The following is a 24,515-nucleotide window of genomic DNA, read 5'->3' on the forward strand; positions in this document are numbered from 1 at the left end:
GGTCAGTCGCTACCAGTCGAGGCTGCCGCCGCTCTGGTACTCGGTCACCTGCGTCTCGAAGAAGTTCTTCTCCTTGTTCAGGTCGACCTGTTCGGACAGCCACGGGAACGGATTCTCCGTCCCGTACTGTTCGTCCATGTCGAGTTGCGTGAGTCGCCGATCCGCGACGTACTCGACGTACTCGGCGAACTGTGGCGCGCTCATGCCGAGGACGTCGGCGGGGCACGCCTCGGTCGCGTAGATCTGCTCCAGATCGACGGCCTCGGCGATCAGGTCGGCGACCTCCGCTTCGAACTCGGGGGTCCAGACGTCCGGGTTCTCGACGCGAATCTGATTGATGAGGTCGACGCCGAACCCGACGTGGAGTGACTCGTCGCGCAAGATGTACTCGAACTGCTGGCCGATCCCGACCATCCTGTTCCGGCGTTTGAGCCCGAGCATCATGGCGAAGCCGGCGTAGAAGAAGATGCCCTCCATGATGACGTAGAAGCCGATCAGGTCGCGGAGGAACGCGCGCACGTCGTCCGCCGTCTCGATCGTGAAGTCGGCGTCGTCGATGGACTGGGTAAGGTCCACGACGAACGCGTCCTTCTCCGCGATGGACGGGACGCGTTCGTACATCCCATAGAGGTACTCGGGATCGAACCCGAGGCTGTCACAGCAGTAGATGAACGTGTCCGTGTGGATGGCCTCCTCGTAGGCCTGTCGAAGCAGATACTGGCGGCACTCGGGTGCGGTGACGTACTCGTACAGCGCGAGGACGATGTTGTTCGCGGTGAGCGACTCGGCCGTCGAGAAGAACCCCAGGTTCCACTCGACGAGCTGGCGTTCCGCGTCGGACAGCGTGTCGTCGTTCCACTGCGAAACGTCGTCCTGCATCGGGATCTCTTCCGGGACCCAGTTGTTGTTCACCCCGGCGACGTAGTACTCTCTGGCCCAGTCGTAGTCGATGGGCAGGATCTTGTTCGGATCGTGCTGGTCGTCGTTGTTGATGAGTGGCATGTGTTGGCAAGTATGTCGGGTGGTGGGTGATGCGGTGATGTCGGTTCGTCACTGGCAGGCGTCGCACGTCGGATCCTCGACGGTACACAGGTCGGTGTCACCGTCGGTCGTTCCGCCGTCCGGGTCGCCATCGATCGTTCCGCCGTCCGGGTCATCGTCCGTCGTTCCACCGTCTACGTCGTCGGCGTCCGTTTCACCCACCGTCCGCCCGTCACTGCCGGGTGCGCTACGGTGCTGGGTGTTCCCGTACTCGTCCATGTCCAGCGTGGACTTCTCGATCTGCGAGGCGCCGAGCGTCCGGAGGTAGTACGTCGTTTTCAGACCGAGTTCCCACGCCGTCCGGTAGACGTCGTCGAGCAGTGTCCCGTCAGTGCTCGGGAAGAAGACAGTGTGCGAGACCGACTGGTCGATCCACGTCTGACGGTGGGCAGTGAGCCGGAGTTGATGGCGTGGGTCGATCTCGAACGCGTTGCGATACCGTTCTCTGAGGGAGGACGGAATCGCGTCGATTTCCTGGACGGAGCCGTCGTGGTACTTGATCCGATCGATCATCTCTGCGTCCCACAGGTCGCGATCTTTCAGGTCGGAGACGAGGTGCTCGTTGACGACCGTGAAGTCACCGCTCATGTTCGATTTGACGTAGAGGTTCGAGTAGATCGGCTGGATGGAGGGTGTCGTCCCGTTGATCGTGGAGATGGTCGCGGTCGGGGCGACGGCCATCACGTTGGAGTTGCGCATCCCGTGTTCGGCCACGTGCTCGCGCACGATCGACCAATCGAGCGTCTCCTCGCGATCGGTCGGAATCGGCCGCCCTCGTTCCGCTTCGAGTCGGTCGACGGTGTCCTGCGGGAGGAGTCCGCGATCCCACTTCGAGCCCTCGTAGGACTCGTACGTGTCACGTTCCGCGGCGAGGCGTGCGGAATTGAAGATCGCGTGGTAGGAGACGAACTCCTGCCAGCGGTTGGCTTTCTCGACGGCCGCTTCGGCGTTCATCGGCACCTCGAGTTCCATGAGGGCGTCGTGAAAGCCCATGACGCCGAGTCCAACCGGCCGGTGTCGCGAGTTCGCCCGTGCCGCCTGGTCGGTCGGGTAGAAACACAGATCCACCACGTTATCGAGCATCCGCATCGCAGTTTCGATGGTGGCTGCCAGGTGCTCGCGGTCCAGTTCGCCGTCCGCGATATGCGTGGCGAGGTTGACGCTGCCGAGGTTACAGACGGCGTGCTCGTCCGCGCTCGTGTTCAGCGTCACCTCCGTACAGAGATTCGAGGAGTGAATCGTCCCCACGTGATCCTGGGGCGACCGGAGGTTGCACGGGTCTTTGAACGTGATCCAGGGGTGACCGGTCTCGAACAGCCGGGTGAGCAAGTCGCGCCAGAGCTCCTCGGCGTCGACGCGTTCGTACTGTCTGAGCTGGCCGTTCTCGGCCCGGCGTTCGTACTCGCGGTAGCGCTCTTCGAACGCCGCACCGGAGAGATCGTGTAACTCTGGCGTTTCGTCGGGGCTGAACAGCGTCCACGACTCGCCGTTCTCGACGCGCTCTACGAACAGGTCGGGGATCCAGGCGGCCGTGTTCATGTCCGGCGTGCGCCGACGCTCGTCGCCGGTATTTCGCTTCAGGTCGAGGAATGCAGGGAAGTCGAGGTGCCAGCACGCGAGGTACGCACAGGCCGCGCCGCGTCGCTTGCCCGAGCGGTTGATGGCGGCGGTGACGTCGTTGCCGATGCGGAGAAACGGAACGATACCGGTGGACTCGACGCCAGTGCTCTCGATGAGTGCGCCCGACGCTCGGAGGTTGGTCCAGTCGGTGCCGAGACCACCGGACCACTTCGAGAGCTGGGCCTGGTGCTTGTACGACTCGAAGATGTGTTCGAGGTCGTCCTGAACGGTCGTCAAGTAACACGACGACAGCTGGGGGTGGGTCGTCCCGCTGTGAAAGAGTGTGGGCGTCGACGGGGTGAACTCGAGGTTCGAGAGGACGTCGTAGAATTCCATCGCCCGGGCCTGCGGGTCGTCCTCTTCGAGGGCAAGCCCCATGGCGACGCGCATCCAGAACGCCTGGGGCAGTTCCAGGTGGTCGCCGTCCGAGGCCGTCTTCAAGAAATAGCGCTGGGAGAGCGTCTCCATCGCCATGTACGAGAAGTGTTCGTCGCGCTCGATCGCCAGATAGTCGGCCAGCGCCCGGAGGTCGAATCGGTCGGTCATGCGGTCGTCGAGCAGCTCCGCCTCGACGGCGCGCTCGACGTTCGCGACGAACGTCGCGCGGTACGCCTCGTCGAGCTCGAACCCGGTGAGGCGCTCGCCGATGACCTCCCAGTAGTACCGCTGTCGGAACACGTCGGCAGCGATGTGTCCGAACGCGGGGTCTCGTTCGATTCTGGCCGTCAGTGCCTGCGTGGTCGCGCGGTAGATCTCTTCGAGCGATGCGCCATCGTACAGGTTCCGCTCGATCGCTGCGACGAGTTCGTCACGAACGTCGTCCGGCAGCGTGGCCTCGTGACCGGTTCGCGCACGGTCGAGGATCGAACGGATCGTCTCGGCTGCAGTGGTCGTCTGTGTGGTCATGGTGGGTGTATTCGACTGTCGGGGCCGCTCGGCAGTGCATAGTTGGCACTGCTGGTGCTCTCGTCCCCTGAATGCGGAGAGTCCGTCCTCTCTGCACTATCGGGTACCGAGTGATCGACCATAAATGTGTCCAATATACTTTCAATAGTACAAGTGTATTTGTACTCCGCGAAGAGCCGCTGCAGCGCGTTCTGACGCACTGGGTGGAAGACGGTGAGAGCAGCGACAGCTACGAGGCGAAGGCCGTTCGAGATGGTCGGTCAGATAACTTCGAAGGAGTGGGCAGAGGGCTTCGGCTGGACAGGATGGAGTGCGTCGAAGCATCCGAACAAGTGTGTCAAAGTCTGTGCGGAAGCGGTCCGGATCAGGACAGGCGGTCCGAAGGGACGGACTCGACCGCGACCCGACGGCCGGAGACGGTCACCCCTCGAACGGTAACTCCGGTTCGTAGTCGATCGCGTCGATGGCGGCCTCGAGCACGGTCTCGACGTTCTCGCCGGTTTCGACGCTCATCAGGAAGTCCGCGTCGAGGGCGGGGAGCGACTCGTCGTCGGGATCGAACCGATCGACCTTGTTCGCGACGGTGATGACGGGTACCTCGATCGATTCGAACTGTGCGGCGATAGCGTCACGGAGTTCGAGCTGAGCCTCGATCGGGTAGCCGGCACCCCCACTGGGATCGAGGAAGACGAGCACGCAGTCGGCGAGGTGCTCGATGGCGCTCGCCGCCTGGGATTCGATCTCGTTTCGCTCCTCCGGTGGCCGGTCGAGCAGTCCAGGCGTGTCGACGAGCTGGTACCGGATGTGATCGCGTTCGAGGTGACCCAGTCCGACACCCTTGGTGGTGAAGGGGTAACTCGCCGTCTCGCCGCGGGCGCGCGTCACGGTGTTGACGAACGAGGATTTGCCGACGTTGGGGTAGCCCGCCACGACGATCGTCGGTTCGTCGGGGTTGATCTCGGGCAGGTCCCGCAGCGCGTTTCGCGCGTCGTTGATCGCCCGGAGGTCGACGTCGACCTGCTCGACGACGTCGGCCAGGCGAGCGAACGCCTGTTTTCGGTGCTTGCGCGCGGTGTCGACGTCGGTCTTGCGCAGCTTCGACTGGTACTCACGCTGGATCTCCTCCGTCTGCCTGGCCGCCCACGAGACTCGCGAGAGCGCCTGGCGCAGGCCATCAACACCGTTCCGATCGTCCTCGTCGTCAGCCACGGACTCCGGACCGAGCGTCACCTCCGCCAGGATCGCCTCCGCGAGTTCCATGTAGAACGGTGAGACGTCGTACTCGAAGTCCGGCCACGCCGTGACCACGTTCTCCAGATTGTCTGAGACGATGTTGCCCGCCGTCTGCAGCATCGACTGCTGGGCCTCCAGGCCCTGCTGGGCCCGCCCGGCCCGTGACGCGCGCGAAAACGCTTTGTCGATCAGCTCTTCCGACGTCGGCGTCGTCGGAAGGTCCTCGAAAATCATGCCCGTCGCTACGGGCGGCGTTCTTAAAAGCGCGTCCGTTGGCCGGCGCGAGTCCTGTCGAGTGTGTACGTGCTGCACGCCAAGCTGTCCCGGTGGCGACGCGCTTTTGCCGCCACACTCCCTTCGATCGGGTATGACAGACTGGCACGCCGTGATCGTCGGCTTCCTGGTCATGACCGTCGCGTCGATCGTCGGCCTCGCAGTGCCGGTCTTCGGCCAGCTAACCGCCGGGCTCCTCGGCGGCTTCGTCGCGGGCTACATGGCCGGGGGCGGTCTCTGGAGCGGTGCCTGGCACGGCACGCTCGCGGGCGGCCTCGGCGCTATCATCGCAGGGGTCGTGCTCGCTCTCGCCGTCGGAATCGGCGGGCTGGCACTCGGCCCAGTCGGCGCGGCCGTCGGCGGGGTCGCGGGACTGGCGATCGTCTTCCTCGCCATCGTGATCGGATTCGTGATGGCGATCGAGAGCGCCATCGCAGGGGCCATCGGTGCTGCGATCGCCTAGTCGACCCCCGTCCGGGCGAAGCGACTACGTAGCTGGCCTGTCAATACGACTGCATGGATAGCGACGATCTCCTGAAAGTCGGCCTCGTCCTGCTCGCCGTATTCGTGCTCTTTCCGCTCTTCTTCGGCGCGGTGTTCCTCCCGTCGCTGGCCGGGTTCGGCCACGTCGGGATGGGGATCGGTGGTGTCGGATTGTTGTTCTGGCTCGCTGCCAGCCTCCTCCCGCTACTCGTCCTGCTCGGCGTCGGGTACCTGTTGTACACCGTGGTGACCGGCGACGACGAGGATCGGGCCATCGAAGAACTGCGGGCCGCCTACGCACGTGGCGAACTCACGGACGAGGAGTTCGAAAACCGGTACGACCGACTCACTCGGACGGACGGCGCTGACGACGACTGGTAAGTGGCGGACGTGCCCGGGACGTGACGAACAGGCGCCGCACGCTGTCGATTCTGGCTGTAGCGACCAGGTGTCTCGACTCAGTCGAGTGAACGCTGCGAGTCGTCGGGGAACCAGCGATCGGTGGCCGTCGTCGGGAGTTCGGCGGTCGCCGACCCGGCACTCTCGTAGAGGTGTTCGAGGTGGGAGAGCGTGTGATCGATGGCGTAGCGCTCGACGGCCCCACGCGTGTCGCGGTCGGCCGCCAGACAGGACTCGATGGCCGTGACCATCGAGTCCAGGTCGCGGAGTTCGAAACGCTCGCCGTTGCCCGTCCCGATCGTCTGATCGAAGGGAGCGACGTCCGCCGCTGCGACCGGCGTCCCGCAGGCGTTCGCCTCGAGCGTCGAGAGGCCGAGCGTGTCGCCGGTCGAGGAGGTGACGAACGCGTCGAGCGACGACAGGAAGGTCGGCAGGTCCTCGCGGGGCAGGAAGTCCCGCAGTTCGACGTTGTCGGGCGCCTCACGTTCGAGCGGGCCGCGACGGGGCCCCTCGCCGACGACGACGAAGTCGTACTCGGGCAGTTCGCGGGCCGCCCGGAGGAGTTCCTCGACGTTCTTCTCCATGCTGAGGCGGCCGCTGTAGCCGATCACCGTCCGATCGGGGTACCAGTCCTCGTCGGTCGGCTGGAAGAAGTCCATATCGATGCCGACGGGGAGCGGGACGTGTTCGACGTTGCGATCGATCCGCTTGGTCGAGGCGGTGACGAGGTCGAACCCGCGCAGGAAGGCGTTCTCGATCGGAACGTACAGTTTCGCGAGGGCGGTCGCGAGCGGGCCGACCTTGATGCTCTGGTGGAAGTACTCCTCCAGTGGCGTGTGGTGGGTGTAGATCGACGGCACGTCGTGTTTCTTGGCGTACCGACGGCCGAGCCGACCCACCGGGGCCGGGCCGTGACAGTGGACGATGTCCAGCTCCGGCAGCGTCGAGAGGCGCCGGTAGAGCGGGACGCGATACCCGGAGTAGAAGGGGTTGGGCAGCGACCGGACGGGGTGTTCGCGCTCGCCCGGTTCGTAGTCGCCGTCCGGGTAGATCACGTGGACCTCGTGGCCCGCCCGCTCCAGTTCCTCGCGCCAGAGCTTGATCGTGTACGTTACGCCGTCGATCTCGGGGAAGTAACTGTCCGTAAAGAAGCCGATCTTCATTCAGCGGTCACCTCGTCGTAGAGTGCGCGATAGCTGTCCGCGACCGGCGCGAGCGAGAACGGCTCGACGCGCGCTGCGGCGGCCTCGCCGAGCGTCTCTCGGCGGGAGGCGTCCGTGAGGTCGTCGATCGCCGCAGCGAACGCCTCGACGTCCGGCTCGCCGGGGTCGGGCGAGACCTTCAGGCTGTCCTCGCCGTCGGCCAGCCAGGAGAAGGTCTCGATGTCGCGGACGACGACCGGTTTGCCGGCGGCCATCGCCTCCAGCAGGGCGATCCCCTCGTTCTCCTCGTGGGTGGGGAAACAGAAGACGTCGCCCGCCGCGAACGCCCCGCGGATGTCGTCGACGAAACCGGTGAACGTGCAGTTTTCGGGTGCGTTCTCGATCAGGGCCGTCGTCTCCCGCCCCTTCAACGAGAGGTCCAGCGGACCGAACCACGCGAAGTCGATCTCCGGACGTGCCCGGGCCAGTTCGACGAACGTCTCCAGGCCCTTGCGCTTGATAACGTGGCCCACGAGGAAGACGGTCGGTTCCGAGAGGTCGTAGCGCTCGCGGTACTCGGCCTCGAGCGACTCGAATCCCTCGAGTTTCTCGGTGTCGACGCCGTTCGAGACGACGGTCGTCGGCACGTCCGTGTACGTGTCGATCAGGTCCTGGTTGTACGCCGACGGACAGACGAGCGCGTCCGCGTGCCCGTACGCCCAGCGGAGATACGGCTTCAGCGGCCTGGCGAGCGCGTTCGTAAAACGGAAGCTGTCGCCGAAGTCCTCCGCGGTGACGTGCGTGTTCGCGACGACCGGGATCCCCTTCGACCGGGCGCGTTTGGCGTACCACACCGACCGCGGCCCCATGAGGTTGAAGTGCATGACGTCGGCGTCGAGCGTCGGCCGGGTCGTGTAGGAGACGTCCAGGCGATCGAGCATCTTGCGCTGGTGGGCGACCGACTCGCTGATCCCGCCGGTGACGTGCTCGGCGAGTTCGAAATAGTGGCTGACCAGCATGACTACGGTGTGTATCGATCATCTCGTGAGCGCCTCCAGGTGGCCGGTGTCGAGTCGGGTTCGCGAGTCGCCGTGGTCGATCGACCACGACCCTCGCTCACTCGACTTCGAGCCACGGCACCTCCATGAGCGCCGGGATGTGCGTCTCGATGTGGTGCTCCCAGACGCCCTCTTCGCCGAATGCTTCGCCGTGATCGGCGGTCACGATCACGCGACCGTCGAGTTCGGTGACGAGGTCGGCGATACTCTCCAGCACGATCCGGAGGTTCTCCTCGTAGAGCGCGAGTGCGGCGTCGCGTGTGCCGTTCTTGACGAGATCGCCCTTGTCGAGTTCGAGCCAGAGGCCCGCCTTCTGGGCGAGTTCGCTTCCTTCGAGTTTCTGTTCGACCTTTGGCCGGATCGATCCCGTGAGCGAGGAGAGCGCGCCGTCGCTCCCACCGTCGGCTGCGGCCTCGGCTTCCTCCTGTTTCTTGATCCCCTTCTGGATCTGTTTGAGCTTCGCCCCCTTCCCCCGTGAGAGATACGGTGCGTGCGGTTGCATGTAGTGCAATACCGTCCGCTCTGCGCGGTCGACGGCCGCTTGATTCTCGCGGAACGCGTCCTCGATACCCGCCGGCGGAACCGTCCCGAGGTCGTCGTCCCACCCGGTCTTCCAGACGTCGAAGAGGTCGCTGATGTGGTCGGTCGCGGTCCACTCGTAGTCACAGCTCGCCCCCCACTTCAGTTCGTTCAGCGGGATGCCGAGATCGTTGATGAACGGATTCCCGGAGAAGTACGCGAGGTCGTGGTCCCCCGTGAACGTTCGGTAGGCCCACTCGGGTGTCGACGACCCGACGCTGCGGCGCTTCTCGAGCGAGCCGTCCAGATACTCGTCGTAGACGTCCGCGAAGACGTCGTATCGACACGCGTCGAGTACCAGACAGTAGTCCCACTCCGATTCGAGAAACCGCTGGTCTTCCATTATCGGAGGCTTTCGAGTGGACCTACGTAATTGTATTGGGATCGGACAATCACGGCATCGGACCACCCGCGCCCGGCGAATCGCCAGCAGACGTCCACATGCGCCGGAACGGTCAGCCCCATGCTGCCGACGTGCCACTCACTCTAGATATCCGAGCTCGCGCAACCGGTCGCGGGTTCGGTCGTCCACGTCCGAGAGGATGTCGTCCGGGTCGGTCGGTCCGGACGCGTCGTCCCAGGTGCCGCCGACCGCAGGTTCGAACCAGGCGAGCGCGCGTTCGGCCGCGGCGACCACCTCGTCCGTCTCCGGATCGACCGGCGTCGTTTCCGCCGGGTCGAGATCGAGTCGGTACCCCTCGTCAGGGATTCGATCGGCGCGAACGTACTTGGCGACGGTACTGCGCGCCGCCCGCTGGCGCGCGCCCGATCGATGGTCCTCGGGGAGGGAGATACCAGCCTCGGACGCCTTCGCCTCGAGGTGGTGGCGCTCGATGAGTGGTCTGGCGTACTCGACGAAGGCGTAGTCGTCGGGAGCGTCGCGAACGGCTCGCTGACCGGGGTCAGGGCGAGACACGTCGTCGAACGAGCGGTACTCGTCGGCGAGCAGGGATCTGGTCGTGTCGCGGGCGACGAGAGCGGGTGGCGACGAGCCGGAAGCGGATTCACCGCCCGATTCACCAGCACCCGGTTCCAGCCCGTCCCATACCGTCGCCGGGTCGACGTCCAGCACGTCGAGGATCGTGTGGTACAGATCGAGCAGTTCGACGAGGTCGTCCCGTCGGCCCTGGTCGAGCTCGGGGTGTTTCACCAGGAGCGGGACGTTCACGAGTTCGTCGTAGAGGGCGAACTCGTGGCCGTAGAGGTCGTGTTCGCCGTGTAGTTCGCCGTGATCGGCCGCGACGACGACCGTCGTCTCCGCCCACCGACCGGTCTCGCGGAGCCACGCGAAGAGCCGGCCGAGTTCGGCGTCCATGTGGGCGATCTCGGCGTCGTAGAGGGCGCCGATTTCGTCCCACTCCTCGGCGTCGATCTCGCGCACCCCGGCGTTGTACGTCTTGGAACTCTGGCAGACGGCGTCGGGGTCGACGCCCGGCGCGAACCGGTCGCGGTACTCGGCCGGTGGGTAGTACGGCAGATGGGCGTCCATCAGGTTGACGAACGCGAACCAGCCGGGGTCGCTCGCCGTCCGCTCTCGCTCGGCTGTCCTGACGAACGAACGGGTCCGGTCAATCACAGCCGGCGTCTTCGAGTCCGCGCCGTCACCGCTCGCCAGGTAGTCGTGGGCCGTCGCCCCGGCCCTGACGAGGCGCGAGGCGACGCCGCGGAGGGGCTCCGACTCGACGATCGTTCGCCACGTCCGAGCGAGCGGCCCCGAGAGGACGTCGCTCGGGAGCACCTCGAAGAACGACCGCTGTGCGTCGAACCCGTCAGTAAGTCCCGTATAGGGCGAGATCCAGGCGTTCGACGTGAAACAGCCCGTCTCGTAGCCGGCCGCCGAGAGCGTCGCGGCCAGCGTCGTCGCGTCGTCGAGGTACGGCCGCTCCTGCGTGGCGCCGTGCTGACTCGGGTACAGGCCGGTGAACAGCGACGCGTGGACCGGAAGCGTCCACGGTGCGGGCGCGACGGCCGACTCGAAGACGGTTGCGTCCTCGGCGAACCGGGTGAGTGTGGGAGTCGTCTGGCTGTCGGCGCCGTACGGGCCCAGGTGATCCTTCCTGACCGTATCCAGGATCACGAAGAGGACGTTCCGCTGGGGACTGGCGACCATCCGTCGCTTCCACCACAGCCAGCCCCTTAAATCGGCGCTGGGTACGGATCACGAAGGCGATGGCATCTGTCGGTCTGGAACCCGTCACTGCTCGTCATCTGCCAGCGGTCGGTACCTCTCGACACCCGGCGCCTGTCGGTGTTCAGTACCTCCCGCCACCCGGAACCTGTCGGTGTTCGGCACATTCCGGCGCTTGGACCCCGCCGGCGTTCGGTGACGATCGACGCTCGCGACGCACTCGTCGTCCCGCTCTACGGCGACGATAATCGGACGCTTCAAGTCGGGGAACGAACGAGTAGGCGTATGAACGGTCGGACCCGAGCGACGTTTCTCCTCGCGGGGCTCGGGGCGATTGCGCTCATCACGATTTTGCTGTTCGTCGTCGGCACCGGCCGCGTCGTCGACGCCCTCCGTACCGCCAGGCCGGCCTACGTCGCCCTGACGTTCGGGCTCGCGCTGTGCTGGCTCGCCGCCTGGGGCCTGATGCTCCGGACGGTTCTCGGCGTGTTAGACGTCCGAATCCCGGTCGTGACCGCGCTGTTCGTCTACGCCGGCGCCGTCTTCGCCAACAACGTGACGCCGTTCGGCCAGGCCGGCGGTGAACCCGTCGCCGCGCTGATCATCTCGAAGATCACCGAGTCGCGCTACGAGACCGGACTCGTCGGCATTGCGAGCGTCGACGTCCTGAACGTCGTGCCGTCGATCTCGCTCATCTTCGTCGGCATCAGCTACTACGCGACGACCGCCGCCATCGGCCAGCGCCTCGAGACGGCGGTCACCTCCGCAGTGGTGCTCATCGGTGGCGTTATCCTCGTCATCGGCGTCGTCTGGCGCTACCGGGAACGGATCGGCGAGCGACTCCCCGCCGTCCTCTCGTCGATCGCCGGCCGACTCGGCCGCTCGCGCGTCGACGCCGAGGCCTTCGAGGCGGAACTGAACGATCGACTCGATCACTTCTTCGAGAATATCGAACGCATCGCGACGAGTCGCTGGCGCCTCGGCGCCGTCGTCGGCCTCTCGCTCACCGGCTGGCTCTTCCAGACGGCCGCGCTCGTCGTCGCGTTCGCCGCCCTCGGCCACAGCATCCCGGCCTACGTCGCGCTGTTCGTCATCCCGCTCGCCAACGTCGCCGGCGCGGCGCCCCTCCCCGGCGGCCTCGGCGGGATCGACCTCGCCTTCGTCGCCCTGCTCGTCCCGACGACCGGCATCGCGGCCTCGACCGTGACCGCCGCCGTGCTCATCTTCCGGGGCGCCGTCTACTGGATGCCCATCGTCGTCGGCGGGATTTCGGTCTCGGCGTTCGGCGTCCGCTCACTCAGTTGAGGACTCGACAACGCCGGCCGAGACGGCTCACATCGACGATTCGGCGACCAGATCGTTCAAACACCGCCACGTCGGAAAGACGGTACCATATCGGTCAGACGGCACCACGTCGGTCAGACGCAACCACGTCGGTCTGACGACACTGCGTCGTTCAGGCAACAGCGTAATGCGTGCTCATATCCCACCTCCTGCGTGTATCGCGACGGGCACGCCGGGTTGAACGCCCTGCTGTACGCGCCAGTCCTTCCCGTGGTCGCCAGCCAGTACTCGCGCTGGCTCGCGCTCGTCGGCGCCGTCGTCGCCATCGGCGTCGCAACCCTCCCCGACTTCGACGATCCGCTCCCGTTCGTCGCCCACCGCGGCCCGACCCACACCGTCTGGTTCGCCGCCCTCGTCGGGCTGGCCGCCGGTGTCGGGACGGCACTCGTCGCTCCGAGCGTCCCAGTGGCGTTCGAGTTCGGCTTCCTCGTCGGATTCACGGGCATCCTCGCACACCTCGCCGGCGACGTGGTGACGCCGATGGGGATCAGCCCGTTCGCGCCGCTCTGGCGCGCCCACGTCACGCTCGAGTGGTTCGCCTCGAAGAATCCGCGAGTCAATCGGGCGTTCCTGCTCGCCGGATCGGGCGCGTTCGCCGGCGCGCTCGTCGTCACGTACGCTGGGGGGTGACGGAAGTCGATCGGCGAGCCGGTGAAGCAAGCGCTGTGCAACTGCAGCGATCATTTCTCCGCCAAAAGTGTCGCATCAGGGCAGCCGCTCGACGAGCTGGTCGAGCACGTCGGTTCGAACGACCAGCAGGCCGAGACAACCGGCCCAGAGTACCACCGTGGCGATCGGACTGTGGATCGAGAGTCCGGGGCTCCAGTCCGTGCGCAGCGGAAACAGCCACTGGATGCCCGCCGGCGAGAGCGAGTCGACGAGCAGGTGCGAGCCGTACGCGAGCCCGACCGCGAGTCCGGCTGTCCGATCGCGAACGGCGAGTGCAGCCGCGACGAACGCCAGCCAGGCGAACGGGGAGTGACTGATCCCGCGATGGACGAACGGCCACTCGAGCGCGGCCGGAAACAGAAAGTCCGCATCCGGGAGGACGCCGAACAGTAAACCAAGTCGGGGGTCGGCCGTCGTGAACGCTCGAACCAGCGTGTAGCCGACGAACGCGTGGGTCGCGAACACGATGGCGAGGAAGACCGCCCGCGCCGGATCCATACGTGACCAGTTGGAACGCAGCGCCTAACAACGTTCGGGAGACGACCGGCTGCACAGAGCTCCGCTCGTAGGCGTGTCGATCGACGGACGGTAGCAATCACACGATGGCGTCCGACAGGCACCGGTTACCGACCAACGCTTACGTTCGATGGTGGTGTGAACTGTGTCGATGGCGACGCCCACCACGATCGTCCTCGCAGCCGACCGGACGCCCCAGTGGCTGGAGTCGATTCTCACGTCCGACGGGGCGCTGGTCGTGCTCTTCTGTCTCTGCGTCATGGAGGGGGCGATGTTACTCCGGTTCATGCCCTCGGAACTCGTCGTGCCGGCCGCACTCGCGCTGATCGGGTCGACGATCCACGACGCGGTGACGATCGTCGCGATCGCGGTCGTCGGGACGACGATCGGACAGACGACGCTCTTCGTCGTCGCCCGTCGCGCGGGCCGCGAGTACGTCCTGCGAAAGCGGTGGGTCCCGCTCACCGAATCCCGCCTCGAGCGCTTCGACGGGTGGTTCGATCGGTGGGGACGGCTCGCGATTCCGGTGAGTAACACGCTCCTGTTCGTGCGCGGCCTGCTGACCGTCCCGGCCGGGCTGTCCCGGATCGACTGGCGAACCTTCGTCACCCTCTCGGCGCTCGGGTCGCTCACGTTCCAGTCCGTGCTCGCCGGCCTCTACCTGCTCGGCGGCTACCTGCTCGTGTGAGGTACCGGACTGTCAGAGATGGATCACCAGGACCGGAGCGCTCACTCCCTCCTGACTCCGCAGAACCGGCGCGCTCACTTTCACTCTCGTCGGTAGATTGGCGAACGGAACCGCACGCCTGCGTCGTGAAGTTTCCACTTGACCTCCGCGCCGATCCAGCCCACCGCGACGAGCAGGGCAACCGCCACGACCGCGAACTCGGCCCCGCCCATCCAGGCCGGCGTCGCGAAGAGCAGCCCGTTGTAGACCCGATGAGGCAGGAGCCACTCGACGACGTCTTCGGCCATCCGTGCCGGCCTGGAGAGGACGTGATCGCTATCCGTCGAGGACTCCGCCGTCCGTGAATCCAGCCCGAGCGCCGCCGCGCTCTGCCCGCCCGCGCTCTCCGGCCCGGTTTCCAGGCGTTCGGCCTCGTAGGGGAGTGTCGAGGGGACCTCCCAGACGATCTCGCCCGACGGGTTCACCTCGATCACCCGCTGGCCGTGCGAGTCGGCGACGAGGGTGTTCCCGTTCGGGAGTCGGTCGGCGTCTCTGGGCCACTGGATCACCCGGTCCGCCCACTCCCAGGAGCGGACCCACTCGCCGTCTTCGCGCTGGAACTCCTGGACACGACCGTTCTCGGAGTCGGCGACGACGAGCGCCGGCCCGCCGCGCGATTCGGGAATGTAATCCGGGTTGTGCTGCTCGTACTGGAGGGCGTAGTCGTCCTCCGCGCCGAGCGTCCAGTCGTCGACGAGACCCTCCTCCGGGTCGATGAAGACGACCTGATCCTGATTGCGCAGGCTCACGACGAGTCGCCCATCGTTCGGATCGCCAGGCGCGTCGACGTACTCGACGTCGTTGATGTGCGCCCAGTCGCCCGGGTACGGACCGCCCCCGTCTAGGGGGAAGTCGGCCTGGGCGTCCCAGAGCCACTCGACCAGTTCCGTCTCGGTGTTCACCACGAACACCTGGTCGGCGACGATGTCGGCGATCGCGACGTGGGTGTCGTTGATGCGGGCCGCATCGTGCCACTCGCCGGCGTTCTCCTTGTAGTCGTAGCGCTCGTAGATCGTCTCGACCGCGCCGGTCTCGAGATCCACGCGTTCGAAGACGTTCCGGGTGCAGGGAGGGTCCCGGCAGGTCGGACCCGCGGTGTGGATGGTGTCCGACGCCGTGTACTCGATGGTCATCGGATCGCCCGGGACCGGGTCGGCGTCGAAGTACTTGGTCCGCTCGTTGTCGTAGTACAGCACGTCGCCGTTCGGTTCGTAGACCGTGATCGTCCCGGCACGACCGGATTCGGTGACGACCGTGTGATTCTCCGTCGGCGGCGCGCGGGGGACGTCCGTCTGCGTCGCCGTCGAGAGGTTCCCGGCCGACGCGACGACGAGGGACGCGGCTGCGACGAGGAGGACGAGCGCGAACAGGAGTCGCAACCGGTTCCGCGTGACGAGCGGACGGAGTGAGAAGCCGGAGTGGTCACTCCAGTCGGCCAGGGGCCATCGATCATCCACGTCGCATCACCCGTCGAGTCCACGGCGTGACGCACCCACCATCGAGGACGGGGCGCCCCAGTGTCGTTGCGTCGCGCCTCATATCGGTGGCGTCCAACGACCGCCCTGATGAGTGTTCGCCTCGTAACGTGTAAAAGACCCACAGTCGAAGGAGACGGTATGCAGGACGCTCGCATTCTCGTCACCGGCGGCGCGGGATTCATCGGGTCGAACCTCGCGAATACGCTCGCGGCGGACAACGAGGTCGTCGCGCTCGACAACGGCTATCTGGGAACTGCGGACAATCTCGACGACGGCGTCGAATACGTCGAGCGAGACGTCCTGGAAGACGACCTGCCGACCGACGTGGACGTCGTCTTCCACCTCGCTGCCCGCTCGAGTCGCCAGATGTTAGAGGACGAACCGCGCCAGGGCGCCCGGGTCAACGTCGAAGGGTTCGTCAACGTCGTCGAACAGGCACTCGACGACGGCTGTGACACGTTCGTCTACGCCTCGACATCATCGATCTACGGCTCCCGACGCGACCCGTCGCCCGAAGATCTAGACATCGAGGCCGCGACGGGCTACGACGCCTCGATGCTCGGACGCGAACGCTACGCCGAGTACTACAGCAACTTCCACGACGACGTCACGCTCGCCGGGATGCGCTTCTTCTCGGTCTATCAGGGCTACGGTGGTGCCGAGGAACACAAAGGTGAGTACGCCAACACGGTCTCGCAGTTTACGGACGAGATCGCGAACGGACGCGCCCCGGTTCTCTGGGCCGACGGCAGTCAGACGCGGGACTTCACCCACGTCTCGGATATCGTCGACGGACTCGAACTCGCCGCCGATCACGAGGCGGACGGCGTGTACAACCTCGGGACAGGCGAGGCCTACTCGTTCAACGAGATGGTAGACATGATCAACGAGGTGCTCGGCACCGACGTCGACCCCGAGTACGAGCCGGTCCCGATCGACAATTACGTCTTTCACACCTGCGCCGACAGCTCGAAGTTCCGGGCGGAGACCGGCTGGGAACCCGCGATCGACTTCGAAGACGGCGTCGAGCGCGTCTGCGAACCTTATCTGAACGAGTGAGGCTGAACGAGTGAGCGTTCGTGAACGGAGCGGGTTTCGAGAACCGTGACCGGTCGGCGTCCGTGGCCATGCGACACGAGGCGTCGACCGGCGCGTGTGATCCCTGAACGTCCTTCGTCCCTACCGCCGCGATTCGAGGGCCGAAAGCAAGTCCGTGAGGTCCATCTCCTTCATCGAGAGCAAGACGAGCAAGTGATAGACGAGGTCGGCGGATTCGGCGGCCAGTTCGTCCGAGTCGTCGTCCTTCGCGGCGAGGACGACCTCCGTCGATTCCTCGCCGATCTTCTCGAGGACGGCGTTCTCGCCCTTTTCGTGGTCGAACAGCGACGCCGTGTACGACCCCTCCGGTCGGGTCGCTTTCCGATCCTCGATGACGGCGAAGAGGTCCGCGAGGACCTGCGGATCCGGTTCCGACGCATCCGGCTCCGTCCCATCCGTCGATACCGGGGCGTCGTCACTCATGGCAACGCACCCTCCACTGTGCGCCCGCCGGTGGCGACACTCACGCCGCCTCACCCCCGAGCTCACGGATGTCCGTGAGTTCGTCGTACTGCGCTGGATCCTCGCTGCTCCGTTCGAACACCGACTCCGAGATTTCGATCGGCACGTTCGTCCGCGCGGCGAGCGCGAGCGAGTCGCTGGGGCGGGCGTCGATCACGACGCTCTCGCGCGGCGTGGTCAGGTGGAGATCGGCGATGAACGTGCCGCCGTCCTCGCCGCGTTCCTCGAGATCGCTCACGACGACGCGTTCGACGCGACCGCCCAGTTCCTCCATCACGTCGAGCAAGAGATCGTGCGTGAGCGGGCGCCCGATGTCCGTCGCCTCGAGCCCGCGAGCGATGCTGGTCGCCTCCTCGGCCCCCACGAAGATAGGGAGCACCTCGGTCTCGCCCGCCACGCCGAGGACGACCACCGGAACCGGTCCCGATGGCGTCCCGGCGAGGCGAACACCGTCGATACTCGCGTCCATACGGATGCGACGGGACCGACCGGGAAAAACCCCTGCGACACCGGTGAGCGACGCGAGGTCACTCGGATAGCGACGAGCGCCACGGACCGGCTCGAGCGGGCACGGCCCCCGCGATACCACTCGGGCGATCGGTCGGCCGGCTCCAGTTGCCGCGGCCCCGCGGGGTCACTCGGGCGAGCTGGCGGCCGGCTCGGGCTCGAAGAATGCGAGTTCGTGCAACCGATCGTCGGGCGTCAGTTCCGGGTGGAACGCGGTCGCCAGGATCGGTCCCTGCCTGACCGCGACGGGGCGGTCATCGACGGTCGCGAGGATCGTGGCGTCACCGACGGTGTCGATCGCCGGGGCGCGGATGAAGACGGCCGGAAACGGCTCGTCGAGTCCGGCGACATCGAGCCTGGCCTCGAAACTGTCGCGCTGGCGGCCGAAGGCGTTGCGTTCGACTGTCACGTCGAGGAGGTCGAGTTCGTCGATGCGGTCGTCCCCGGCATCGGCCGAGACGACGATCAGGCCCGCACACGTCGCGAAGAGTGGCCGCCCGGACGCGACGTGTTCCCGGATTTCGGGGGCGATCCCCGCCCGGTGGAGCGTCCGCGAGATAGTCGTCGACTCGCCGCCAGGGAGCGCGAGCACGTCACACTCGGGGATTACCCCCGGTTCGCGCACCTCGTGGACCGACACGGACCGACCACGGCGATCGCACACCCGTTCGATGGCCCGCACGTGCTCCTCGACGTCGCCCTGTACGGCGACGACGCCAGCGGTCAGTGACATGGCTGGACTTCGGATGGGGTGGATAAAAACGCCGCGTCAGCGAGCGATCGACCGCACAGGCAATCGGAGTGGACACTGCAGGTGGGAGCCGAACACGCTGCAGGTGCTACAGATCCACAGAAGGCGTCTCTCGATTCCGTTCGCCGATCAGGAAATGAACGACAGCACCTGAATGACGACGCCGAGCAGGAGCCCGAACACGATGATGGTCTTCGGGTCGATACGGATGGCCTTGTCGTCCTCCGAGTCGAAGTACCGGACCAGTCCGGCACTGGACATCAGCCCGCCCGTGTTCTGTCCTTTGTCCATGTCCCCCGTTCAGCGGTCGGCGAAACTAAACCTTTCGACCGATCGTGAACCGATTGAGCGGCTCCAGTATCACCCCAAAGTGGGACTAAACGCGGAGCGAGCGCGTCGAACGCGCTAGCAGGTGTGAGCCTGGGGCAGTCGGTCTGAGCCGGCCCGGCGATGGAGTCGCGCCGACAGAAGGTGTCTGTAATACGCCATAGTCGGCATAAATTTAGCAGTAGATATAAAATAGCATTGGTAATAAACCGGTGTGTTTTTGACGGTTACCCGTGTGCATCCGGGTATGAGCACGGCCCTCGTCAGGCTGGTCGATCGCGTTCGTCAGCCCGAGTACACCGGTGCGAATCGCTGCATTCCCTGTACGATCGTAAACGTCGTCCTGGCCCTCGCGTTTGCCATCGCCGTCGGCGGCGTCGTGGGAATCGTCGGCAGGGCGGCGACGGGCGCACTCGCGGCCAGCGTGGTCCTCGTCGTGTCGCTGCTGGCCATCTACGTCCGTGGCTATCTCGTCCCGGGCACACCAACGTTCACCAAGCGGTACTTCCCGGATCGCGTCCTGGCGTGGTTCGACAAGGAACCCGCACTGGCGTCCCAGAACGACGGGCAGACGCAGGGCGACGAAGGGAGCGGGAAGTTCGACCCCGAACGCATCCTCGTCGACGGTGGCGTCACCGTCCCCTGTGAAGACGAAGAAGACCTCTGTCTCGCCGACGGCCTGCGCGAACGCTGGCGGAGCCACGTCGTCGACGTGCGCCAGGGTGACCGGGTCGAACAGGTCGCCGCCTTCGTCGAACGCGACCCCGAGACGATCACGCTGGACGACGACCCGTCCGAAGACCGCATCGTCGCCGTCGGGACGGAGGGCGGCGCCGTCGCCCACTGGGAGTCGGAAGCCGCGCTTGTGGCCGATCTGGCCGGCGCTCGGCTCCTGAACGAGCAACTCCCAACCTGGGCTGACCGACCGCTGCACGAACGCGGGCAGATCGTCGGTGGCCTCAGAGCGTTCCTCGAGACCTGTCCGGCCTGCGACGGGCAGATTTCGATCGACGAGGAGACCGTCGAATCGTGCTGTCGATCCTACGAAGTCTACGCCGTCACCTGTGACGACTGCGGGGCCCGACTCCTCGAAGTCTCGGCGTGAGTTAACCACACGCCGGCATAGAAGGGACCAGCGAGGCCACGCGAGGACGGTTGGTCACCGTCATCGACGCCGTCGAATCGCGCCGCGACCGAAGGAGTGTTTTCCCTGCAGCCCCAACCTGCGAGTAATGAGTCACCAGCGCGTCGAGCCGCTCGACGTCGAAGCGATCCGGGCCGAGTACCCGATCTTGGACCAGTCGGTCGACGGCACGCCGCTCGTCTACCTCGATAGCGCGGCAACGGCCCAGACCCCAGATCCGGTCGTCGACGCCATGTCCGACTACTACCGGGAGACGAACGCAAACGTCCACCGCGGCATCCACCACCTGAGCCAGCAGGCGTCGGCCGCCTACGAGGAGGCCCACGACCGCGTCGCCGAGTTCGTCGGCGCCAGCGGCGGCCGGAAGGAGCTCGTTTTCACGAAGAACACCACCGAGAGCGAGAATCTGATCGCCCACGCGTGGGGGCTTCGCGAACTGGGCCCCGGCGACGAGGTCGTCCTCACGCAGATGGAACACCACGCCTCGCTGGTCACCTGGCAGCAGGTCGCGATGCGCACCGGCGCCGACGTGAAGTACATCGAGGTCACCGAGGACGGCCGCCTCGACATGGACCACGCCCGCGAGTGCATCACGGACGACACCGCGATGCTCTCGGCGGTCCACGTCTCGAACACGCTGGGAACGGTCAACCCCGTGAACGAGCTGGTCGACCTCGCCCACGAGCACGACGCGCTGACATTCATCGACGGCGCACAGGCGGTGCCGACCCGCCCCGTCGACGTCGAGGCCATCGACGCCGACTTCTACGCCTTCTCCGGGCACAAGATGGCCGGCCCGACGGGGATCGGCTGTCTCTACGGGAAGGAGGCACTCCTCGCGGAACTCGACCCCTACCTCTACGGCGGCGGCATGATCCGGAAGGTCACCTACGACGACTCGACCTGGGGTGAGGTCCCCTGGAAGTTCGAACCCGGCACGCCGCCGATCGCCGAGGCCGTCGGGCTCCACGCCGCGGTCGACTACCTGGAGGAGATCGGGATGGAGCGTGTCCAGGCCCACGAGGAGCACCTCGCCGAAGCGGCCTACGACGCCCTCTCCGACATCGACGGGCTGACCATCTACGGCCCCGAACCCGGGCCGGATCGGGCTGGCCTCGTGAGCTTCACACTGGAGAACGTCCACGCCCACGACCTGGCGTCGATCTGTAACGACCACGCCGTCGCTATCCGCGCGGGCGACCACTGCACCCAGCCGCTGCACGACACCCTCGGCGTCGCGGCGACGGCCCGTGCCTCGTTCTACGTCTACAACACCGTCGACGAGATCGAGCCGCTCGTCGAGGCGATCGAAGACGCCCAGTCGCTGTTCGCCTGAGCGGGTTCGTGTGCTTCTGCCGGTTGTCGGCCGTGAGCCAGTGGCGAGTATATCCAGTCACCGCACATCCTGGCGAGTGCCAACCGACCCAAATCACGAGCGGGCGGATCCGCTGTTCGCCACCGGCCCCGGTCCTGTATAATTCAATATCTTATTATATAGCACAAATATTATTAGGGAGGCGGTCGTATCGAGTGTCGAGGCGGCATTCCACTACATCGTCGGAATTCGGGCGTCACCCCCGATCGAGTCCAGCCGCCTATCCGGCCTCCCGATCGATGTCGTTCGAGCGACGGCGTCACGTCGGTCCCCGTGTACGACGTTCGACGAACGAGTGCGAGGACACGCTGCGGCCCGACGAGCGGAGAGAAATTGGATCGAGCGGCGGCTACGAAGACGACGAGCCAGAGAGCTCGTTGACGTCTTCCACGGCGAGCGGACAGCCACACGGGGCGGCCCGCGCGTCCATCGGCCCGCGGATCGTGAACGACACGACTGGCGTGCCACACTGCGGACACCGCGACAGGCTCGAAGCTCCCGCGTCGCCCTCCCGGCCGTCGCGAGGCCGGTCCTCACGATCGTCGCGACCACGGTCGTCGTGAGGCGGTGCCTCACCGTCGCCACGATTACCAGCGTCGCGACTCGGCGTTCGATCAGTCACGCCACCCACCCCGCGTGACCCCCACCACCGATGCGTGGAGTGACACCGAACACAGACGCGAGGCTGGTGAAAACGGGCGATTCGACGGTCGTGCGAGAGGTTTATATCTCGCGGGTGGGTACGCAATCATGGCTTCGGCCTATGCGGCTGGAAGCCACAGTCTCGGGTGCTTTGGACACCCGGGACGTTTTCGTGCCCGTCCCCCAGGCGAGTGGAGACTGTTCGGCTTCCAGCCATCAGTATGGGTTATTGTTACTTATATCTAACTAGTAACCATGTAATTAAGCATCTAAATTGAGACGGCGACGCTGTCTACGACGGGGTAAGACTGGGACGAGATTATTAGAGAGAAAGAGGATAAAGAAGGTAGATCAGTTGGTTTCATGAAATCGGCGAGATGCACACAACGACATCGTGACAGACAGCGTCCTCAGCCCCTAGGGGTCACCCCAGACAGAAGTACCCCTGGCGTCGAGGTCGATCTCGACAACTTCAGAAGGATCCTTTGGAGGTGAAAATCGGCAAAATATGGCCGAGTACGGCCGCATCTACTACCGTTTTAGACAGTTCCTTGAAGAGATACTCACAAATCCTCACGGAACGAGAGCGATAAAATGGTTTCCCGGCCAGAACCTTCATCGTAGCTTACTCTCAACCCAGATGGTATGAAACGTCGAACCTTCCTGGCTTTGGCAGGAGCATCGATCCCAGCGACACTCGCCGGGTGTACTGAGAGCGAGTCCAGCGACCGACAGTCGGGCGACGATGGCGGGTCAGGAGACGGTGACGGCCCAGTCCAGTTCATCGATCACGAGTGGTACAACAACGGCGCCTACGACGCAGGCGTTACCGGCCAACTCGAAAATGTCTCCGGGGATACGCTCAGTTACGTCGAAGTGAGTGTCTACTTCCTCGACGAAGATGGGACCCAGTTCGAGGAGAGTCTCGACAACACGAACGAACTTGCCGATGGTCGAACCTGGGAATTCGACGCGATGTTCCTGAGTGACGATCCTAGCCGCGTCGACGACTACGAAATCGAGTGGGACGTCACCGACTTCTGAGCGAATCGGGAGTACCGGCCGCGCGATTGGCACGTCGATCCTGTTGATTCTGAGAAAGCGCAACTAGTGAGACACCTCGTAGACGGCGGACGACTGGTGCAGGCAGACACCGAGAGCGACTCGCACTCACTCCAATAGATACGTCCCCGGCGTGTACCAGTCCCGTTCGATCGTCGCCCAGTCGTCGTGGTCCAGCGGGCCGTTCGAGCCGTCGGAGAAGCCGTAGTGATCGAGCGGCGCGTTGTAGTTCATGACGCTCGGGTACTCGGCGAAGGAGTACGTTTCGCTGTCGACGCCGCCGAAGTCACGGTTCGTCAGGCCGAGCGAGTGGCCGAGTTCGTGCATGACGGTCGAGCCAGTGGCGTCACTCCGCGAGTCGTCGGCGACGAGCATAGTGCCGGATCGGGCCAGCCCGAGGACGACGGTGCCGTAGCCACCCTGGTCCGAGTCGATCGAGTCGGCGATCAGGAGGTAGTGGTAGCCGTAGCCCTCGTTGTCGAAGTACGTCGACTTGATCGACGGGAGGTCGTCCTCGAAGCTGGTCGACGACGCGTGGGGGATCGAGTCGTCGCTCCGCACGAAGTGGAGGTCGACGCCCGTCGACCCGTCCGGGTTCTCGATCGGCGCATCGGCGAACTCGTTCGTCACGCGCCCGGCTTCGAGCCAGCCGAGTGACTGCCCGCTCATCTCGTCGACCTCGACGTAGACGTCGTACCGGAGCGGATCGGCGTCGGGGAGTCGATCGGAGGCGTGGACCTCCATGCCATCCCAGAGGCCGTCGCCATCGGTATCCCGGCGCTGGGGATCCGTCCCGTGCTCGACCTCCGCCCCGTCCTCCAGCCCGTCGTCGTCCGTATCGGCGACGGTCGGGTCGGTCCCGTACTCGTCGATCTCGGCTTCGTCCGTGAGGCCATCGTCGTCGGTGTCGACAGCGAGCGGGTCCGTGCCGTACTCGTCGACCTCCTCGCCGTCGTCGAGGCCGTCACCGTCCGTGTCGGCGGCGAGCGGGTCCGTCCCGTGCGTGGTCACCTCCGCCCCATCACGGAGGCCGTCGTCGTCCGAATCGGAATCCGTCGGCGCCGTCCCGTATTCGTCGACCTCCGCACCGTCAGTAAGCCCATCACGGTCCGTGTCGGCGACGAGCGGATCCGTTCCGTGCGTGGTCACCTCCACCCCGTCGGCCAGTCCGTCACCATCCGTATCGGCAACGAGCGGGTCAGTCCCGTACTCGTCGACCTCCTCGCCGTCGTCCAGCCCGTCGCCGTCCGTGTCCGCGGAGAACGGGTCAGTCCCCTGGTCGAGTTCCGCGACGATCGGCGTTGCGTCCCCGTCGACGTCGACGACGTTGGTCGTCGCCACGACGCCACTGGTGAGGAGGCCGAGCAAGAAGAGGCCGACCAGCACGCCGCGCGTATTCATCAGTACCCAACCCTGAGTGTCCTCGACGGTAAGAATTCTGGCCGACTGACCTGTAGTCGCCAGCAGATAACTCACCCCCGCCGCCGGGATCGATCCCCGCCAGCGTAACGGAGTCAAACGCCACCGACGGCGACGGTCGCCGACGGCGCA

At 65.5% G+C, this 24,515-nt stretch carries 24 protein-coding genes; 9 read left to right on the forward strand and 15 right to left on the reverse strand.

Annotated features, from left to right (window positions below):
• Nucleotides 1-9: 9 nt before the first annotated feature.
• The 3 genes from HALRU_RS13275 to HALRU_RS13285 all read right to left on the reverse strand — a co-directional run bounded on the left by HALRU_RS13275 (nt 10) and on the right by HALRU_RS13285 (nt 5,034).
• A complete protein-coding gene (locus HALRU_RS13275; RefSeq protein ID WP_281098742.1) occupies nt 10-1,041 on the reverse strand; it encodes a ribonucleotide-diphosphate reductase subunit beta in 1,032 nt (343 codons plus the stop codon).
• 9 nt (nt 1,042-1,050) lie between these two features.
• Nucleotides 1,051-3,567: a ribonucleoside-diphosphate reductase subunit alpha gene (locus tag HALRU_RS13280; RefSeq protein ID WP_015301903.1), complete on the reverse strand. Its 2,517-nt coding sequence runs from the start codon at nt 3,565-3,567 to the stop codon at nt 1,051-1,053.
• 420 nt (nt 3,568-3,987) lie between these two features.
• Entirely contained in the window at nt 3,988-5,034 is a 1,047-nt protein-coding gene (locus HALRU_RS13285; protein ID WP_015301904.1) for an NOG1 family protein, read from the reverse strand.
• Nucleotides 5,035-5,167: 133 nt separating this feature from the next.
• Here HALRU_RS13285 and HALRU_RS13290 point away from each other — a divergent pair, with 133 nt between their 5' ends.
• Both HALRU_RS13290 and HALRU_RS13295 read left to right on the forward strand, forming a co-directional pair.
• Nucleotides 5,168-5,536: a DUF5518 domain-containing protein gene (locus tag HALRU_RS13290; protein ID WP_015301905.1), complete on the forward strand. Its 369-nt coding sequence runs from the start codon at nt 5,168-5,170 to the stop codon at nt 5,534-5,536.
• A gap of 53 nt (nt 5,537-5,589) precedes the next feature.
• Nucleotides 5,590-5,937, forward strand: a complete 348-nt coding sequence (locus HALRU_RS13295) for an SHOCT domain-containing protein (RefSeq protein WP_015301906.1) — start codon at nt 5,590-5,592, stop codon at nt 5,935-5,937.
• A gap of 77 nt (nt 5,938-6,014) precedes the next feature.
• Here the strand turns inward: HALRU_RS13295 and HALRU_RS13300 are convergent, their stop codons facing one another.
• From HALRU_RS13300 to HALRU_RS13315, 4 genes are all read right to left on the reverse strand, one after another.
• Nucleotides 6,015-7,118: a glycosyltransferase gene (locus tag HALRU_RS13300; RefSeq protein WP_015301907.1), complete on the reverse strand. Its 1,104-nt coding sequence runs from the start codon at nt 7,116-7,118 to the stop codon at nt 6,015-6,017.
• Nucleotides 7,115-8,116 carry a glycosyltransferase family 4 protein gene (locus HALRU_RS13305; RefSeq protein ID WP_015301908.1) on the reverse strand — a complete coding sequence of 334 codons (1,002 nt, stop codon included), beginning with the start codon at nt 8,114-8,116 and terminating at the stop codon, nt 7,115-7,117. The genes HALRU_RS13300 and HALRU_RS13305 overlap by 4 nt, the downstream gene beginning before the upstream one ends.
• Nucleotides 8,117-8,213: 97 nt before the next feature.
• Nucleotides 8,214-9,077 carry a hypothetical protein gene (locus HALRU_RS13310; RefSeq protein WP_015301909.1) on the reverse strand — a complete coding sequence of 288 codons (864 nt, stop codon included), beginning with the start codon at nt 9,075-9,077 and terminating at the stop codon, nt 8,214-8,216.
• Between the two features lie 138 nt (nt 9,078-9,215).
• A complete protein-coding gene (locus HALRU_RS13315) occupies nt 9,216-10,844 on the reverse strand; it encodes a sulfatase (RefSeq protein WP_015301910.1) in 1,629 nt (542 codons plus the stop codon).
• A gap of 303 nt (nt 10,845-11,147) precedes the next feature.
• Here HALRU_RS13315 and HALRU_RS13320 point away from each other — a divergent pair, with 303 nt between their 5' ends.
• On the forward strand, nt 11,148-12,167 hold the full coding sequence (locus tag HALRU_RS13320) for a lysylphosphatidylglycerol synthase transmembrane domain-containing protein (protein WP_015301911.1): 1,020 nt from the start codon (nt 11,148-11,150) through the stop codon (nt 12,165-12,167).
• Nucleotides 12,168-12,359: 192 nt separating this feature from the next.
• Complete coding sequence (locus HALRU_RS13325; protein ID WP_015301912.1) at nt 12,360-12,836, forward strand: metal-dependent hydrolase; 477 nt, start codon at nt 12,360-12,362, stop codon at nt 12,834-12,836.
• Between the two features lie 75 nt (nt 12,837-12,911).
• Here HALRU_RS13325 and HALRU_RS13330 read toward each other — a convergent pair whose 3' ends face one another.
• Nucleotides 12,912-13,373 carry a metal-dependent hydrolase gene (locus tag HALRU_RS13330; protein WP_015301913.1) on the reverse strand — a complete coding sequence of 154 codons (462 nt, stop codon included), beginning with the start codon at nt 13,371-13,373 and terminating at the stop codon, nt 12,912-12,914.
• A 169-nt stretch (nt 13,374-13,542) separates the two neighbouring features.
• Here HALRU_RS13330 and HALRU_RS13335 point away from each other — a divergent pair, with 169 nt between their 5' ends.
• Complete coding sequence (locus tag HALRU_RS13335; protein WP_015301914.1) at nt 13,543-14,079, forward strand: DedA family protein; 537 nt, start codon at nt 13,543-13,545, stop codon at nt 14,077-14,079.
• An 80-nt stretch (nt 14,080-14,159) separates the two neighbouring features.
• Here HALRU_RS13335 and HALRU_RS13340 read toward each other — a convergent pair whose 3' ends face one another.
• On the reverse strand, nt 14,160-15,575 hold the full coding sequence (locus HALRU_RS13340) for an aryl-sulfate sulfotransferase (RefSeq protein ID WP_015301915.1): 1,416 nt from the start codon (nt 15,573-15,575) through the stop codon (nt 14,160-14,162).
• A gap of 159 nt (nt 15,576-15,734) precedes the next feature.
• Here HALRU_RS13340 and HALRU_RS13345 point away from each other — a divergent pair, with 159 nt between their 5' ends.
• Nucleotides 15,735-16,655, forward strand: a complete 921-nt coding sequence (locus HALRU_RS13345) for an NAD-dependent epimerase/dehydratase family protein (RefSeq protein ID WP_015301916.1) — start codon at nt 15,735-15,737, stop codon at nt 16,653-16,655.
• A 120-nt stretch (nt 16,656-16,775) separates the two neighbouring features.
• Here HALRU_RS13345 and hisE read toward each other — a convergent pair whose 3' ends face one another.
• From hisE to HALRU_RS13365, 4 genes are all read right to left on the reverse strand, one after another.
• Nucleotides 16,776-17,117 carry a phosphoribosyl-ATP diphosphatase gene (gene hisE / locus HALRU_RS13350; RefSeq protein ID WP_015301917.1) on the reverse strand — a complete coding sequence of 114 codons (342 nt, stop codon included), beginning with the start codon at nt 17,115-17,117 and terminating at the stop codon, nt 16,776-16,778.
• Nucleotides 17,118-17,157: 40 nt separating this feature from the next.
• Complete coding sequence (locus HALRU_RS13355) at nt 17,158-17,625, reverse strand: bifunctional nuclease family protein (RefSeq protein WP_015301918.1); 468 nt, start codon at nt 17,623-17,625, stop codon at nt 17,158-17,160.
• 165 nt (nt 17,626-17,790) lie between these two features.
• Nucleotides 17,791-18,396: a pyridoxal 5'-phosphate synthase glutaminase subunit PdxT gene (gene pdxT / locus HALRU_RS13360; RefSeq protein ID WP_015301919.1), complete on the reverse strand. Its 606-nt coding sequence runs from the start codon at nt 18,394-18,396 to the stop codon at nt 17,791-17,793.
• A gap of 147 nt (nt 18,397-18,543) precedes the next feature.
• The gene (locus HALRU_RS13365) at nt 18,544-18,705 is read right to left on the reverse strand and encodes a preprotein translocase subunit Sec61beta (RefSeq protein ID WP_015301920.1); all 162 of its coding nucleotides are present in this window, start codon (nt 18,703-18,705) and stop codon (nt 18,544-18,546) included.
• Between the two features lie 283 nt (nt 18,706-18,988).
• Between HALRU_RS13365 and HALRU_RS13370 the strand changes: the two genes are divergently transcribed.
• Nucleotides 18,989-19,846, forward strand: coding sequence for a hypothetical protein (locus HALRU_RS13370; protein WP_015301921.1), 858 nt, complete (start codon nt 18,989-18,991; stop codon nt 19,844-19,846).
• Between the two features lie 127 nt (nt 19,847-19,973).
• Nucleotides 19,974-21,221, forward strand: coding sequence for an aminotransferase class V-fold PLP-dependent enzyme (locus HALRU_RS13375; RefSeq protein WP_015301922.1), 1,248 nt, complete (start codon nt 19,974-19,976; stop codon nt 21,219-21,221).
• 388 nt (nt 21,222-21,609) lie between these two features.
• Here HALRU_RS13375 and HALRU_RS13380 read toward each other — a convergent pair whose 3' ends face one another.
• On the reverse strand, nt 21,610-21,882 hold the full coding sequence (locus tag HALRU_RS13380) for a hypothetical protein (RefSeq protein WP_148680537.1): 273 nt from the start codon (nt 21,880-21,882) through the stop codon (nt 21,610-21,612).
• Between the two features lie 665 nt (nt 21,883-22,547).
• Here HALRU_RS13380 and HALRU_RS13385 point away from each other — a divergent pair.
• Nucleotides 22,548-22,946 carry an FxLYD domain-containing protein gene (locus HALRU_RS13385; protein WP_015301923.1) on the forward strand — a complete coding sequence of 133 codons (399 nt, stop codon included), beginning with the start codon at nt 22,548-22,550 and terminating at the stop codon, nt 22,944-22,946.
• Nucleotides 22,947-23,072: 126 nt separating this feature from the next.
• On the opposite strand, the gene HALRU_RS13390 is transcribed toward HALRU_RS13385, so the two are convergent.
• Nucleotides 23,073-24,365, reverse strand: a complete 1,293-nt coding sequence (locus HALRU_RS13390) for a hypothetical protein (protein ID WP_015301924.1) — start codon at nt 24,363-24,365, stop codon at nt 23,073-23,075.
• Between the last annotated feature and the right edge of the window lie 150 nt (nt 24,366-24,515).

Source organism: Halovivax ruber XH-70 (assembly GCF_000328525.1).
In the GTDB taxonomy this organism is placed as follows: domain Archaea; phylum Halobacteriota; class Halobacteria; order Halobacteriales; family Natrialbaceae; genus Halovivax; species Halovivax ruber.